At 58.8% G+C, this 15,568-nt stretch carries 12 protein-coding genes; 6 read left to right on the top strand and 6 right to left on the bottom strand.

The annotated features are described in order from the left end of the window. Positions 1-89: 89 nt before the first annotated feature. Positions 90-977, top strand: coding sequence for a carbohydrate ABC transporter permease (locus tag BM235_RS25980; protein WP_090117165.1), 888 nt, complete (start codon positions 90-92; stop codon positions 975-977). Then, complete coding sequence (locus BM235_RS25985; protein WP_090117166.1) at positions 977-1,810, top strand: carbohydrate ABC transporter permease; 834 nt, start codon at positions 977-979, stop codon at positions 1,808-1,810. Before BM235_RS25980 ends, BM235_RS25985 begins: the two co-directional genes overlap by 1 nt. Positions 1,811-1,907: 97 nt before the next feature. Here BM235_RS25985 and BM235_RS25990 read toward each other — a convergent pair whose 3' ends face one another. The 6 genes from BM235_RS25990 to BM235_RS26015 all read right to left on the bottom strand — a co-directional run bounded on the left by BM235_RS25990 (position 1,908) and on the right by BM235_RS26015 (position 9,577). Next, the gene (locus tag BM235_RS25990) at positions 1,908-3,419 is read right to left on the bottom strand and encodes an ABC transporter substrate-binding protein (RefSeq protein ID WP_090117167.1); all 1,512 of its coding nucleotides are present in this window, start codon (positions 3,417-3,419) and stop codon (positions 1,908-1,910) included. 7 nt (positions 3,420-3,426) lie between these two features. Continuing rightward, complete coding sequence (locus BM235_RS25995; protein ID WP_090117168.1) at positions 3,427-4,188, bottom strand: response regulator transcription factor; 762 nt, start codon at positions 4,186-4,188, stop codon at positions 3,427-3,429. A 3-nt stretch (positions 4,189-4,191) separates the two neighbouring features. Further along, entirely contained in the window at positions 4,192-5,922 is a 1,731-nt protein-coding gene (locus tag BM235_RS26000; RefSeq protein ID WP_090117169.1) for a sensor histidine kinase, read from the bottom strand. 156 nt (positions 5,923-6,078) lie between these two features. Further along, entirely contained in the window at positions 6,079-7,605 is a 1,527-nt protein-coding gene (locus BM235_RS26005; RefSeq protein WP_090117170.1) for an ABC transporter substrate-binding protein, read from the bottom strand. Between the two features lie 81 nt (positions 7,606-7,686). Next, a complete protein-coding gene (locus BM235_RS26010) occupies positions 7,687-8,616 on the bottom strand; it encodes a carbohydrate ABC transporter permease (protein ID WP_090117171.1) in 930 nt (309 codons plus the stop codon). 16 nt (positions 8,617-8,632) lie between these two features. Next, entirely contained in the window at positions 8,633-9,577 is a 945-nt protein-coding gene (locus BM235_RS26015) for an ABC transporter permease (protein WP_090117320.1), read from the bottom strand. Positions 9,578-9,948: 371 nt separating this feature from the next. On the opposite strand from BM235_RS26015, the gene BM235_RS26020 reads away from it, so the two are divergent. From BM235_RS26020 to BM235_RS26035, 4 genes are read left to right on the top strand one after another with little or no spacing between them, the layout of a single operon-like run. Continuing rightward, positions 9,949-10,653: an ABC transporter ATP-binding protein gene (locus BM235_RS26020; RefSeq protein WP_369803553.1), complete on the top strand. Its 705-nt coding sequence runs from the start codon at positions 9,949-9,951 to the stop codon at positions 10,651-10,653. Further along, positions 10,637-11,695: an efflux RND transporter periplasmic adaptor subunit gene (locus BM235_RS26025; RefSeq protein ID WP_158543785.1), complete on the top strand. Its 1,059-nt coding sequence runs from the start codon at positions 10,637-10,639 to the stop codon at positions 11,693-11,695. Before BM235_RS26020 ends, BM235_RS26025 begins: the two co-directional genes overlap by 17 nt. Positions 11,696-11,721: 26 nt before the next feature. Further along, on the top strand, positions 11,722-14,622 hold the full coding sequence (locus BM235_RS26030; protein ID WP_090117174.1) for an ABC transporter permease: 2,901 nt from the start codon (positions 11,722-11,724) through the stop codon (positions 14,620-14,622). 3 nt (positions 14,623-14,625) lie between these two features. Then, a complete protein-coding gene (locus BM235_RS26035; RefSeq protein ID WP_090117175.1) occupies positions 14,626-15,507 on the top strand; it encodes an ABC transporter ATP-binding protein in 882 nt (293 codons plus the stop codon). Positions 15,508-15,568 lie beyond the last annotated feature (61 nt).

Here is a 15,568-nt window from a genome sequence, read left to right on the forward strand (position 1 = left end):
TACTTAAATCCATTTAGGACGTATTCGGCGCCGTTTTATAATGCATTATAGCCTAAACCCGTCACACCACAAGAGAAAGAGGTGCCGCTATGGCCTCGTTTTACCGCAAATGGCGCGATAAGCTAGAGTTCGGCATATTCACGCTGCCCGTTCTGATCTGCGTGGCCGTCGCCTTTTACATTCCGTTCGTCATGACCGTCCGCTACTCGCTGACCAAGTGGAACGGCATCTCCAAGCATCCGAAGTTCATCGGCCTGGACAATTTCAAGCAGATCTTCACCGGCGACGCCAACTTCACGAACGCGGCCTGGTTCACGGTCAAGTACGCCGTGCTCTATATCGTGCTCATCAACGTGCTGGCCATTCTGCTGGCGCTCGTCCTGGATGCCAAGCTGAAGTCGAAGACCTGGCTGCGGGCAGCCTTTTTCATCCCGTACATTCTCAGCCTCGTCATCGTCGGCTTCATCTGGAAGTTCATCTTCATGCAGGGCTTCGAGTCGCTCGGCAACAGCACGGGCTGGCATATTTTCAAAATGAGCTGGCTCGGGGAGCCGGGACTCGCCTTCATCTCCGTCCTGTTCGTCTCGATCTGGCAGTCGATCGGCTTTTATCTCGTCATATACATCGCCGGCCTGCAGTCCGTTCCGGGCGATCTGAAGGAAGCAGCCGTCGTGGACGGCGCCGGCCCCGTCCGCCGCTTCTTCAGCGTGACGCTGCCGCTGCTCGCGCCTTCGATCACGATCGCCGTCTTCATGGCGCTGACCAATTCGATCAAAGTGTTCGACGTCATCCTCTCCCTCACCGGAGGCGGTCCCGGCGGCACGACGTACAGCGTCGCCTACGACATTTACCGCGACACCTTCACGAACAACCTGTACGGCTACGGCACCGCCAAGGCGCTCATTCTGTTCGTCGCCGTCCTGATCATCACCGTCATCCAGCTCACCATCTTCAAGCGCAGGGAGGTTGAAGCCTAATGTCCGCTTCTAATAAAGCGACCCGCTGGGCCCTTGAGATCGTCATGATCCTCCTCTCCCTCGTGTTCCTGTACCCGCTCTTCCTGGCGATCTTCAACTCGTTCAAGAGCTTCCAGGAAGTCATGTCCGACGTCATCGCGCTGCCGCATCACTGGACGTTCGCCAACTACTCGTACGTGTGGAAGTTTATCAACTATCCGCGCCTGTTCTTGAACAACACGATCATCACCGTGCTGGGGCTCGCCGGCATCGTCCTCGTCTCCTCGATCGCCGCCTACAAGCTGGCGCGCACGAAGTCGAGACTGAGCGGCATCGTCTACTTCATTTGCATCATGCCGATGCTCATCCCGTTCCAGTCGATCATGCTCACGGTGCTCAAGACCGCGCGGTTCCTGCATTTGTCCGACAGCACTTGGGGACTCGGCCTGCTGTACTGGGGCTTCGGCGCTCCGCTGGCCGTCTTTATCTATCACGGGTTCGTCAAAGGCATACCGAAGGAGCTCGACGAGAGCGCGATGATCGACGGGGCTTCCGGCTTCGGGCTGTTCTTCCGGATCATCTTCCCGCTGCTCAAGTCCGTCACGGCGACGATCGTCATCATCGACGTCATGTGGATCTGGAACGACTTCCTGCTCCCGCTCCTCATGGTCAACGGCTCGCCGACGACCAAGACGCTGACGCTCGCGGCCTACACGTTCGTCGGCCAGTACACGTCGGACTGGCAGTACGCGATGACCGCCATGGTGATGGCCGTCCTGCCGTCGATCGTCGTATTCATGTTCCTGCAAAAATACATCGTCAAAGGCGTCGTCGCCGGCGCGGTGAAGGGTTAATCGAAGCTTGACGCCATACGAAAAATACGAAGACCGCCTGGCTCGACGCCGGCGGTCTTCGATGCGTTTGATGCGTTTCTACCCTGCAGGCTGCCGGCTACGAATGTCGTGCGCGCCAGGCATCCAGCTGCCTTTGCACTTCCGCCCGCACCTCGTCCAGCCCTGCCTGCCTCAGCTCCGCATTGAACTTGGGCAGTACGGCATCCACGTCCACGCTGCCCGTCATCAGGCCCGGATAGTACTTTTCCCACACCGTTCGGATGTTGTCGATCTGAATGGACATGCCCGCCAGATCCGGCGTGAATCCGAACAGCTTGGATTTGACGTACTCGGCGTTGGCCGCCCGGTACCGGTCCCACTTATCCAGCGGATCCGGATATTCGCCGCCGATCGTCTTGAGGATAAACCAGTTGCCCTGCGTATACTGCACCCCTTCATAGCCGACCGCCGCGCCTTGATCGCCGCCGTCCCGTGAAGATTTGAGCAGCACCTGCCCGTTGTCGTCCAGCGTGTAGTGCACGCCTTCGATGCCGTAATTGAACAGATTGCGGAGCTCGGGATCCGTGTTGAGCAAATTCAGGAACTTGACGCTCTCGGCCGGATGCGCGGAGTTGGCGTTGATCGCCATGATCCCGCCGCGCGCGGATTCCGTCGTGATCAGAGGCAGCGTTACCGGTTGGGCGACGACCTTGTAGCCGCGATCCTTGCTCCAGCTGTTCTCCGCGAGCGGACCGCCCCCTGCCGGCTTCCAGAATACCAGATCTCCCCGCTTCAGATTCTGGCTCTCCCGGAGGGCCGCATCTTCATTAATGTAGCCCTTGAGATAATAGCGGCGGAGCGTATCCAGCACTTGCCTGGCTTCCTGCGTCTCGAAGATGTTGACCACCGGCGCTCTCGGATCCAGCGAACGGACCATCAGCGGCAGCGGCTTGTCGATCACGTACTCGTAGCCGTCCAGCGCGAAGAAGTTCTGGGAATCCTTGTCCAGCTCCATCGGCTGGTAGGCGGGCTCTTTGTCCTTGATCATGCCGAGCAGCGGCTCGAGCGATTCCAACGTGCCGTACTTGGCGATATCGATGCCGTACTTCCGTACGAGCGACTCCGGATACATCCACTGCATCCGGACCGCTAGCTCCTTGTTCGTCGGCACCCCGTAGATCCCGCCATCCTCCATGCGGACGCCCTGCCACAGCACGGGATCGATCGCGTCGTACATCTCCCGGCCGAGTCCGGACAGATAGTGGTCCAGCTTGAGCCACGCCCCCCGTTGCACGAAGCTCGCGTAGTCGGTCGCAAAGGCGATGTCGAAGGGCGTGCCCGTCGAGATCAGCGTATTGATCCGGTCGCTGTATTCCTGCCAGCCGACCTTTATATAGGTGATCGTGACCCCGATTTTTTTTGCCGTCACTTCATTGATCTTGTCGTTGACCATCTTCAGATCGGGATCCGGATTGCCGAGCGTGTAGTAGATCAGATTGACGGCGCCGCTCGCTTGAACCGGCAGATCTCCCGCGGCCGATTCGGACATGCAGCCGGACAGCGGCAGCGCCAGCAGCGCGGCAAGCATGGCCGCCTTGAGGATCGAGCCGCGGATTCGTCGGTATCGCATGGCCGCCCTATTCCTTTCTCCGCAGATCCGAAGGCGACTTGTGAAAGTACGCGTTAAAATGCGTATAAAAGTAATTCAGGTTGGCGTAGCCGACGGACTGGGCGATCGTCGCTATTTTCTCGTCCGTCGTCTGAATTCGTTCGCGCGCCCGAAACATTCGGTAGGCCATAAGGTACTCCGAAAATTTCATCTGCGTTTCTTTCAAAAAGAGCTGTCCGAGATAGGTTCCGTTCATGCGAAAGCGTTCCGCCACCGTTTTGAGGTTCAGATTTTGGCCGTATTCCGCCTTGACCATCTGCAGAATGCGGTTCGTCAGCTTGGACAGGCTGTCGTATCGCACGCCGAGTATGGGGTCCGCGTCGCGGTCGTCCGGTTCCGCCCCCGCCAGCGTACCGTTCAGATCTTCGACGATAATCCGCTGTACCAGCGCTTGCAGCTTGGCGCGCTCGATCGGCTTGAGCAGATAGTCCTTGGCCCCGCAATGAATCGCCTGCATGGCGTATTCGAATTCCTCGTAACCGCTCATCATAATATAGGTAGCCGGAAGCCGTATTTCCTTCAGCTTGCGGATGGCGTTATAACCGCGTTCCTTGCCGATGCAAACGTCGAAGATGGCCAGGTCCGGCCCGAACTCCACGGCTTTGGCGATCGCGCCCTCGTACGTCTCGCTGGTCTCGATCCTCGCGAAGCCGAGCTTCTCCCAATCCAGCGTTCGCTTGACGCCCTCCAGAATCTGCGGCTCGTCGTCCACGAGCAGAAGCTTATACATGGATTACGCCTCCTTCGCAAAGGTCAAGGTGATCTTGACGCCGGCTTCCTCGTTATTGTCGATTTGCATCGCAAAGCCTTTGCCGTGAAAAAAATGAAGCCGCGTATACACGTTTCGCAGGCCGATGCTCTCTGTGGCCGAATCCTCGTTCAGGGACAGATGCCGGCGGATCTCGGCCAGTCGTTCCTTGGAGATCGAGGTCCCGTTGTCCACCATCTCCAGCACGTACGCGTCCGCGCGTTCCGTGCCGTTCAGGACGAGCAGGTTGAACTCGCGGTCCGGATCGAAGCCATGGACGAAAAAGTTCTCCGCGAGCGGCTGCATCCAGAACTTCACGGTGGGCAGGGACAGCAGCGATTCGTCCACGTTAAGCTGGTAAAAAAAACGGTCGGGGTATTTGAATTCCATGATCTTCAAATATTTTTGCAGCAAGGCGAGCTCGCTGCCCAGCGGAATGATGTTTTCGTTTTTGACGATCTCGCGGTACAGCGCGCCCAGCGTCGCGATCGCTTCTGCCGTATCGTCCGAACGGCCCGACAGCGCTGAGGAACGGATAATTTCCAGCGTATTGTACAAAAAATGCGGATTAATCTGGTTTTGAAGCGCCTTCATTTCTGTTTGCTGCTGTTTCAGCTTGAGCAGGTATTCCGTCTGAATATGCTTATTGAGCTGCAGCGTCATATCGTCGAGCTCCGCAGCGATCATGCCGTACTCGTTTTTCCGGTAGCGCGCAGGGCTGACGGGCGTGAAGTTGGCGGATTTGACCCTTTCGATCGAATGGATGATCCGCCGCAGGAAGCCCGCGGCTTCGCGCAGATTGTACGCGGCCAGCAGGAGGATGCTGCCCATGGCCGCCCACACCACCAGGAATACGATGAGCAGGATGCCGGCCTTCTGCCGAAAGAGCGCGGACAAATCTACGATACTGACGAATTGATAGTTGAACGCCTTGGACGGATAGGTCACGTAAAACGCGCGGCCCAGTTCGCCCAGGCGAATGAAGCCATGGCCGCTTGGGTTCGCCGCGGCCTTGCGGAACAAATCCGCGTCGGCGCGGTCCCCGCCGCCGGCGAGATACACGTCGCCGGCACTGCTGACGGCGGCGGATGCGACCCGCCGATTGTTCCGCACGTCCGCGAACAACGCGTCGCTGCTGACCAGAAACCGGAATTCGCCGAGCTGGCGCGAGATTTGGTTCGGATCCAGCAGCTGCTTGCGAATGACGAATCCGCGTTGGATCGTCTCCCGGAATAGATCGTCCGTGTTCGGCACCTTGAACTTGAAGCTCGTGCCGCCGCTGCTGCCAAAGCGCACGACGTTGCCTTGTTCCCCGGTATGCAGGCTCACCTGCACGATGCGATTCTGTCCGCCGTTGCCGAGAAAAGCCTTCATATCCTCCGGAAACGAGACGAGCGTCTGGTCGTAGCGGCTGTTCTGGAGCCTGACCGTCAGATAGCCTTCCGCGCTGTTGCCCAAAAAATAGCGAACGTCGGCCACGAGGCCGCTGTTGGAGTAAACCCGCTGCAGGTAGGCGTCGATCCGCTCGGAATCGTTCTGAAGGGCGCTCTCCACCCTGGAAAAGGAGTCCGCGGACTGACTTTTCGCATTCTCGAGCCATTGCTCCAGCAACACGTAGGTGGCCAGCGCGCTTAAGCCCAGCCCCATTAGAAACGCAAAAACCGCAAACGCAATGAACTTGCCGCGATAGATTTGGATTTGAAAAAAGGAAAACATGCGGCGCTCCCTTGCTGTCGGACTTTTGACGAAGTCATAGTCTAACCATATACCGTATGCTTCGGATAAATCAATCCTCGTGCCCGCTGGATGCAAGACCGGAAAACCCGAACGTCCTGAGAGGCGCGTTCGGGCTCTTTTTATCCGTTTTTAGACTTAGGCCTTGAAGTAGGCGTCGATTTGCGCCTGCGCGGACTGAATGATCTTATCCATGCCGGCCTTCCGCAGCTCTTCCGCGATTTTCGGCACTTGCTTCTCCGGATCGGAAGCGCCGGTCACCAGCTCATAGCTGTATTTGCTCCAGACCGATTTCACGTTGGCGACTTCCGTGGCCAGATCGGTGAGGTCAAGCGCAAATCCGAGGATCGTGGAGGAGGTCGCGGCTTCGTTCAGCTTGCGCACCTGATCCCACTGATCTTCCGGCGCGCCCTTGGTGACGGCCAAGTTGAAGAACGTGCCTTGCGTATACGCAGCCAGCGGCCAAGTATCGGTTTTCCGCTCGACGACCTTGTCGCTGACATAATCGAAGTCGACGCCCTCTTCGCCGAATGCCAGCATGTTGCGCAGCTTGGAGTCGGTGTTGACCAGTTGCAAATACTTCAGCGCCTCTTCCTTGTACTTCGAGTTGGCGGAGATCGCGTTCATCGAGCCCTGGATCGTGCTGGTCGTATAGATCGGGCCCGCTATTTGCACCATGTCGTATTTCTCGATGCCCGCGTTGATCTGCCAGTTCACTTCGGCGCCGGGGAATGCCTGCGCGCTGAAGAACGGACGGTACGGATCCGCTTCGATCTTGGTCGGCGCGTCCGGATTGATGATGCCGTCCTGGTACCATTGGTGCATCAGCTTCAGGTTGGCCATCGTATCCGGCTGCTCCAGCACGGAGACGACCTTGCGCGAGGCGTCGTCGGTCTTGACGCCGATCGGCGCGAAGCCGAGCGTCATATCGTCGTAGGCGTTAAAGAAGCCGTTGAATCCCTCGCCTTGCGTCAAGGACAGCGGGTAGTAGCTCTTGCCTTCGCCGGCTTTGATATCTCGGAACGGTTTATCCAGATCCTGCATCGTCTTGATGCCGGCGAGATCGATGTTGTACTTTTTCACGAGCGCATCGTCGAATACCCAGTACTGGGTCGCGGACGAATCCTTGTAAGTCGGCACCGCATAGATTTTGCCGCCGATCTTGGTCCCGTCCCACACCATCTTCGGCACCAGGCTGTTCAATTCCGGGGTCGCGCTCTGCACGAGGTCGGTAATGTCGGCGAACGCGCCCATGTTGACCTGCTGGCTGTACTTGCCGTTATTCGTGAACATGATGTCGAAAGGTTCCCCGGAGTTGACGATCGTGTTGATCTTGGTATCCCATTCGCCCCATCCGGCGACGCGGAGATCGATTTTGACGCCGATCTTCTCGGCCGTGTATTCGTTGATCTTCTCGATGGCCTTGTCGTAGTTGGCCGGTATTTGCCCGCCGATCGTCCACCATACGAGCGTGGGGATATCGCCGGACTTCGTGGCGGGCGCGCTCGATGCCGCGGATGCCGTGGATGACGCGGAAGCTGCCGGCGAGCTGGCTGCCGCGCCGTTCGCCCCATTGTTGTTGTCCGATTTGGAGCACCCGGCCAGGCCGGTCATCGCCAACGCGGCTGCGCCGATTAAGAGCGGGGATTTCATGAATGATTTCATCTTATTTCCTCCCTCATGTCATTTAAGCGTGTACCTGTATGGCTGATATGATAAACCCGAGACGTCCGGGCTTATTTCGGCTTATCCCTTAACGGCGCCTACCGTTAGGCCGGATATGAAGTACTTCTGAAAGAACGGATAGGCCAGCGCGACCGGCAGGACGATGATGATCGCGACCGCCATGCGCGCCGATTCCTTGGGCATCGTGGCGACGAGCTGCGCATAGCTGACGCCCATCGTCGAAGCGTTCCTCGCCAGCGCGTCGACGTTGCTCATCAGGCTGTTCAGCAGCGCCTGCAGCGAATACAGGTTCTGGTCGTCGATATAGAGCAGCGACTGGAACCAGTCGTTCCAGTACGAGAAGCAGAGGAAGAGTCCGATCGTCGCCAGGACGGGCAGCGAGATCGGCAGCACGATCGTGAAGTAGATGCGGAACTGTCCGGCGCCGTCGATCTCGGCCGATTCGATCAAGCCGTCCGGAATCGTCGATTTGAAAAAGGTTCTGCAAATGATGACGTTAAAGGACGACACCGCGAGCGGCAGAATGAGCGCCCAGATCGTGTTCTTAAGCCCCAACAGCGACGAATTGATGTAGTAGCTGGACACCAGGCCGCCGTTAAAAATCATCGGGATAAACACGATCCACGTCAGCAGTCCGTTCAGCTTGTAGTTCGGACGCGACAGCACGTAGCCCATCGACGTGGTGAGCAGTACGCCGATCAGCGTGCCCGCTGCCGTGACGAGCACGGAGACGCCGAGCGCCCGCGTCATCATCGAGCCCTGCTTCACGATATAATTGTAGGCATCCCCGGACAGGACGGTCGGCAGGATGCGGTAACCGCTCTCGCGAATGGAAGACTCGTCGGACAGCGAGATGGACAGCACCACCACGACGGGAATGAGGCACAGCAGCGCCAACAGAATAAAGATCAGGTGAAAGACGAGGTTCGTTCCTCTGCCGATTCGATTGAATTTTTCCAGACCGGAATCGTAGCTCGTTTGCGTGGACATGTGGATGCCCTCCTCTCTAGATCATCGCGCTATCGGGATCGACTCTGCGAACGACCCAGTTCGCGGTCAGTATCATCGCGCAGCCCAGCACCGACTGCAGGAAGGAAGAGGCGGAAGCCATGCCGACCGTCGCGGTCTTGAGTTGCTTGAACACGAGCACGTCTACCGTCGTCGTCACGTTATACAGAGAGTTGGAATCTCGCGGCACCTGGAAAAACAGGCCGAAGTCCGTGGAAAAAATGTGGCCGACCGCCAGGATGAACATCAGCACGATAACGAACTTCATCAAGGGAATCGTAATATAACGGGTCTGCTGCCACTTGGTCGCGCCGTCGATGACGGCCGCTTCGTAATAGGTCGAATCCATGCTCGTGATCGTCGCCAGGTAGATGACCATGCCGTACCCAAGGCCTTTCCACATATTCATGAAAACGAGAAAATAGGGCCAGTAGGACGCTTCCATGTACCAGTTCTTGGGACTTCGGCTGAAGTCGGACAAAAATTGGTTGAAGATGCCCTTGTCATAGCTCAGGAAAGCCCAGACCACGGCGGATACGACGACCCAGGAGAGGAAGTAAGGCAGGAACATCATCGTCTGATAAACCTTGGCCGCCTTGCGGCTGTGCAGCTGTCCGACCATCAGCGCGAGCGTGACGGGGACCGCGATGCCCAGAATAATAAAGATGATGTTGTAACCGATCGTGTTGCGAATGACGATCCAGGCGTCGTTCGATTTGAAAAGAAATTCGAAGTTCTTGAAGCCGACCCACGCGCTGTTAAAGACATTGTGGACAAAATTACCGTGGATCCTGAAGTCCTTGAAGGCGATAATGACGCCGAACATCGGCAAAAAACAGAACAGAACGTACCAGATGGCGGTCGGGAGCGCGAGCAGCGTCAGCTCGGTATCGTGCTTGCGCCAGCGCGTTCGCTTTCCCTTGCGGTCGACCCTTGCGTCCATGAACATCATTCCCTTCCTGTTGTAAAGGCGGAGGAGCAGGTTCTGATGGCTTGCCTTGTAACGGTTCGATTCTAAAGCGCTTTCATTTCCTGATAGTTGTAATTCTAAAAAAATCGCTGGACGCTTCCTAGACCAAAAACAACAGACCATAGTCAAAAAACGTTAGGTTCGTACTGCTTATTTTGCGAAAAACGCTCCCCTCGCCTATAAACCTTAAAAAAACGCCTGACGATATGAAGATTGGTTATAGTGAACGACGATCGGTCAATGTATAATATTGCCATCATCAACATTAGATGGCGCCGATACCGACACTTGTCGAATCGAATCCCATCCTAGATTCGTCCGGCGCGACGGCTTTTGCGAAAGGTGTGGAGCGTTCCTTGCAGCCAACAGAAGCAAGCATTGTAAGCGTTTCCGGTCTAAAACGCGCCTTCAACAGCGGTCAGGGGACCGTCGAGGTATTGAAGGGAATCGATCTCGCGGTCCCGGCCGGCAAGCTTGTCGTGCTCAAAGGCCGTTCGGGCTCGGGCAAGACGACGCTGATCAACCTGCTGGGCGCGCTCGACCGGCCGACCGAGGGCAAGATCGAATTCGCCGGCCGGGATGTCACGGGGATGAGCGACGGCGAGCGGGACGCGCTGCGGCGCCAAGAGATCGGACTCATTTTCCAATCGTTCGCGTTGTTCCCGCTCATGTCCGCCTACGAGAACGTAGAGTTCGTGCTCCGGATTAGCGCGAGCGCCAAGGAGAACCGGAAGGAAGCGGCGATCCAGGCGCTCGAACAGGTAGGCTTGAAGCCGAGAATGCATCACCGGCCCTTCGAGCTCTCCGGCGGGGAGCAGCAGCGTACGGCGATCGCGAGGGCGATCGCGCACAAGCCGCGATTGCTGCTGGCGGACGAGCCGACGGCCGAGCTGGATTCGAAGACCGGCCTCCATATCATCAAGCTGTTCAGGGATCTCGTCGAGCAGCACGGCCTGTCGATCGTGATGACGACGCACGACCCGGCCATCATGGAGATCGTCGACCACATTTACGAACTGGAGGATGGTCAAATTGTCTCACAGGTATAGACGAATGGCCGCAGCGGGCATGGCCTTGGTGCTCGGCGGCGCGCTGGCGGGCTGCTCGCTGCTCCCCCGCGAAGAGGAGGCGCTCGCCCCGCCGCTGGTCAAGCCGGCCGCCGAGAACTACCAAACGGTCAAAGCGGTCAAGGGACCGATCGAAAACGCGCTTCAACTGGGCGGAACGTTCGAATCCCTCATCTCCGACGTCGCCCAATTTACCGGTACGGGCGGACGCATCTCCAAAATCGACGTCACGTCCGGGCAAATGGTCAAAAAGGGCGACCTGCTCGCCGAGCTCGTGCTGGACGACCTCGATCTGCGCGTGAAGGAGCAGGAAATCGCGCTCTTGCGGGCAAAAGCGGAACTGAAGTCCGCCGACAAGCAATACGGGGACAAAAAGGACGAGGACGGCCAGTCCGCGCTTCGCGTGGCGACGCTGCAGCGGGATATCGAGCAGATGAAGTACGACCGCCTGCGCGAGCAATACGAGAACAAGCTTCTTTATTCGAAGATCGACGGCCAGGTCGTCTTCGTGGAGGATCTGCAGCCCGGCGATTACGTAGACGCCTACCAGACCATCGTGAGGGTCGCGAATTTGACGAAAATGCAGCTCGTGACGACGGGCGCCACCGCCGAGCAAGCCGGCAAAGCCGAGATCGGCCTCAAAGCCGAAGTCACTTATAACGGCGCGGACAACAAAGAGATCAAGTTCGAAGCGAAGGTGTCGCAAACGCCCGGGAACGCGCCGCAGACGCAGAACAAGCAGCTGGCCGAGAAATACGCGACGACCTTGTATTTCAGCGTCCCCCAACTGCCCGAAGGCGTCGAGCTCGGTCAAAGCGTCAACATCCGAATCATCCTTCAGCACAAAGACGGCGTCGTCAAGATTCCCCGCAGCGGGCTTCGCGCCAGCATGGGCCGGAACTACGTGCGCGTGCTGCAAGACGGCAAGCTTCGGGAGGTCGACGTCGAACCCGGCATCTCCGCTCCGACGGAAGTCGAGATCGTCACCGGTCTGTCCGAAGGCGACAGCGTCGTATTGCAGTAGAAATCGGGCACCGGGAGGATCGCACCATGGCTTTGTTGGTCATGATATTGCGCAAGATGGCACAGAACATATGGCTGGTGATCAGCCTTTTCCTCGGCATTCTCATCTCCGTGGCGCTGGTCAGCAGCATGCCGATTTACAAGGAAGCGACGCTCTCGCGGATGTTGGTCAAGGACCTGCAGACTGCGCAGCAGAAGTCCCGCGTCTATTCGGGATCCGTCTGGTCGCGCGTATCGTTCGACGCGCAGACGACCGCGCAGCGCGGCCAGATCATATCGGATCTCGACGCTTTCGTTAAAAAGGAAGGCGCCCCCGCGTTCGGCCTGCCGATCGTCGATATCGTCAGGGAGTCGAATACGGAAAGATTTAATGTCTTCCGCCAGGGATTGCCCGAAAAAGAGCGAAAAAACGCAGCCAGAAGCGGCCGGTTTACGAGCCTGGAAGGGCTGCAGCAGCATATTCGCCTGAAGGACGGCGTCCTGCCCTCGACGGAGGCGAAGGATGGAATCTACGAAGCGCTCGTAACCGAAGCGGCGCTGAACAATTTTAGAACCGTGCTCGGCGTCGTGCTCGAGGTCGACGACGCCAAGCTGAACCGCAAAATCCTGATCAAGCCCGTCGGCATCATCGAGCCGCTGCGCGAGGACGATCCGTACTATCGCGATCCTTCGTTCGAATCGCTCTCCCAGTCCTTCATCGTCGACGAGCGGCTGTTCGATCGCGAATTCGTGAAGGCGGGCGTCGTCCCGGTGTTTACGGCCGGTTGGTATATCGTGCTCGACTACGCCAAGCTGGAGGTGTCGGGCATCGGCCGGTTCGAAGCGGCCGCCAAGCAGATTCAGGCGACGGCGAACGGCAGGGTCGCGCTATTCCGCAACGAATTCAGCTTCCCCGCGGAGAAGACGATCGAGCGTTACCAGGAACGCGCGAAGCAGGTTCAGAAGCTCGTGTGGTCGCTTAATATGCCGGTCTTGATCATGCTCGGTTTCTATATGTTCATGGTGTCGAATCTGATCGCCGGACGGCAGAAAAACGAGATCGCGGTGCTCCGCAGCCGAGGCGCGTCCCGCTTACAGATCCTGCTCTCCTTCGCCGTCGAAAGCCTGCTGCTGAGCGGGCTGGCACTCGCCGCGGGACCGCCGATCGGCCTGCTCCTCACGAAGGTCCTCGGCGCCTCCAGCGGATTCCTTTCCTTCGTGCAGCGCGCCGGCCTGCCGGTCCGCTTGACGGCAGAAGCCTACCGGTACGGCGCGTGCGCGGCCGCCGTCTCCTTCCTCATGCTGATGGCGTCCGTCGGGCTGGCGACGCGAGCGAATATCGTGGGCCACAAGCAGCAGTTGGCCCGCCAAGGCAAGACGCCGCTCTGGCACAAGCTGTACCTGGACTTGATCGCGCTTGCGCTCGCCCTATACGGACTATATACCTTCCGTTCGAGGCTGCAGGACATTCAGCGTCTCGGGCTGGGCACGGACGATCTGCGCATCGATCCGCTCCAATTCATCGTGCCGGCCTTGTTCATCCTCGGCGGGGGTCTCCTGCTGCTCAGGCTGTATCCGTATCTGTTGAGACTCATCTACGCGGCCGGCCGCAAGTGGTGGAGTCCTTCCGTCTACTACACGCTCATCCAGGTCGGCCGCTCGAACAGCCAATATCAATTCCTGATGGTATTCCTTATCCTGACGATCGCCACGGGCTTGTTCGGCGCGAGCGCCGCCCGTACGATCAATGAGAATACGGCCGATCGCATTCGCTATTCGGCCGGATCGGACATCGTCGTGACGGCCGAGTGGCCGAACGACAAGCCCCCGCCCCCTGCGCCAGGGGCCCCGGCTTCCGAGCAAGCGCCGGCGACGGGGTCCCGCGTCATCCACTATGTGGAGCCGTCCTTCGATCCCTACACGAAGCTGCCCGGCGTGGAGCAAGCGGCCAAAGTGTTCCGGAAATCGGTCGGCTTCAGCGCGGCCGGCGACGGCGAGACGGCGAGCAGTTCTGGCAAGGCGACGCTGATCGGCGTCGACACCGACGACTTCGGCCGCGCGGCCTGGTTCAAGAACAGCCTGCTCCCGCATCCGTTTTACGAATATCTGAATCTGATCGCCGGCGACTCCAAGGCGGTGCTCGTCTCGGCCTCGCTCGCCCGGCAGATGAAGGTGAAGCCTGGCGATACGATATGGATCGGATGGGACAACGTCCAGCAGCGGCCGTTTACCGTTTACGGCACGATCGATTACTTCCCGACGTTCAACCCGCTCCCGCCGACCGGAACCGTCACCGCCGGCGACGCGGACGCGCAGGCGAACGCGCCGATGCTCATCGTCGGCCATTTGTCCCGCATCCAGTTCCAGCTCGGGCTCGAGCCTTACGAGGTGTGGCTGAAGATGAAGCCCGGCTTTAAGTCCGCCGAATTGTATCAAGCGCTGGAGGACAGCCCGATCGCGATCACCTCCGTGCGCAACGCGCAGACGGACCTCATCGAAGCGAAAAACGATCCGTTCCTGCTCGCGCTTAACGGCATCCTGACGCTGGGCTTCATTTTATCGATCCTCGTCAGCTTCGTCGGCTTCATGCTGTACTGGGTGCTGTCGCTCCGCAGCCGCGCGCTTCAGAACGGGGTCATGCGCGCGCTCGGCCTGTCCGTCCGGCAGATGGCCGGCATGCTCGCCGTGGAGCAGCTGCTGACGTCGGGCGTCGCCGTCGTGATCGGCGTCGTCGTCGGCAATCTGACGGCGCGTCTCTACGTGCCTCATTTCCAGATTGCGTTCAACCCTAGCACGCTGGTCCCGCCCTTCGAAGTCATCTTCGCGCGCTTGGATTATATCAGGCTCTATTCGACGGTGTTCTTCATGCTGGCGGTCGGGCTCGGCATACTCGGATTCATGCTCACGCGCATCCGCATTCATCAAGCGCTGAAGCTGGGGGAGGATTAATCGATGATTCAATGCGACGGCCTGGTGAAAATCTACAAAGCGTCGAATCTCGAGGTATTCGCCCTTCAAGGGCTGGACCTGGCGGTCGAAAGCGGAGAGCTGATGGCGATCATCGGCAACAGCGGCAGCGGCAAGTCCACCCTTCTCAATATGCTGGGCGGGCTGGATCGCCCCACGGCAGGCTCGCTCACGGTCGACGGAAAAGACATGCTAAAAATGAAAGAGTCGGAGCTCGTCCGTTATAAACGCGAAAGCGTAGGGTTCGTCTGGCAGAACAACGCCCGCAACCTCATCCCGTATCTGACGGCGCTGGAAAACGTAGAGCTCCCGATCCTGCTGTCCGGCCGGCGCAAGCGGCTGCGCGCGCTGGAGCTGCTGGAGGCGGTCGGGCTCGGCCACCGGGCGCATAACAAGCTGCATCAGCTGTCCGGCGGCGAGCAGCAGCGCGTCGCCATCGCCATCGCGCTCGCCAACCAGCCCCGATTGCTGCTGGCCGACGAGCCGACCGGATCGGTCGACTCCCGCATGGCCGAGCAGATCCTCGATCTGTTCCGCGACCTCAACCGGCAGCTGAACCTGACCATCGTCATCGTCACGCACGACCCGCTGCTCGCGAAGAAGGTCGACCGCGTCGTCGCGATCCGGGACGGCAAGATCAGCTCGGAGATGCTGCGGCGCAAGTCGTACGACGAGGAACTGAGAGAGCTCGAGGCAGGCCACGCGCAGGAAGAGTCGCATGTCGAGTACGCGATCCTGGACAAGGCGGGACGGCTGCAGGTGCCCTCGGACTATCTGCAGGCGATCGGCATTAAAGACACCAATAAGGTTAAGCTGGAGCTTAGCGACGGGCAAATCATTTTAACCCCGCCGGAGAAGGGCGCCTGATCGATGTTCATGACAAGCGGAGCGGCCTCGCCCAGTCAAAGACTGGCGGGACCGCTCCGTT

The organism is Cohnella sp. OV330, assembly GCF_900112065.1.
GTDB lineage: Bacteria > Bacillota > Bacilli > Paenibacillales > Paenibacillaceae > Cohnella.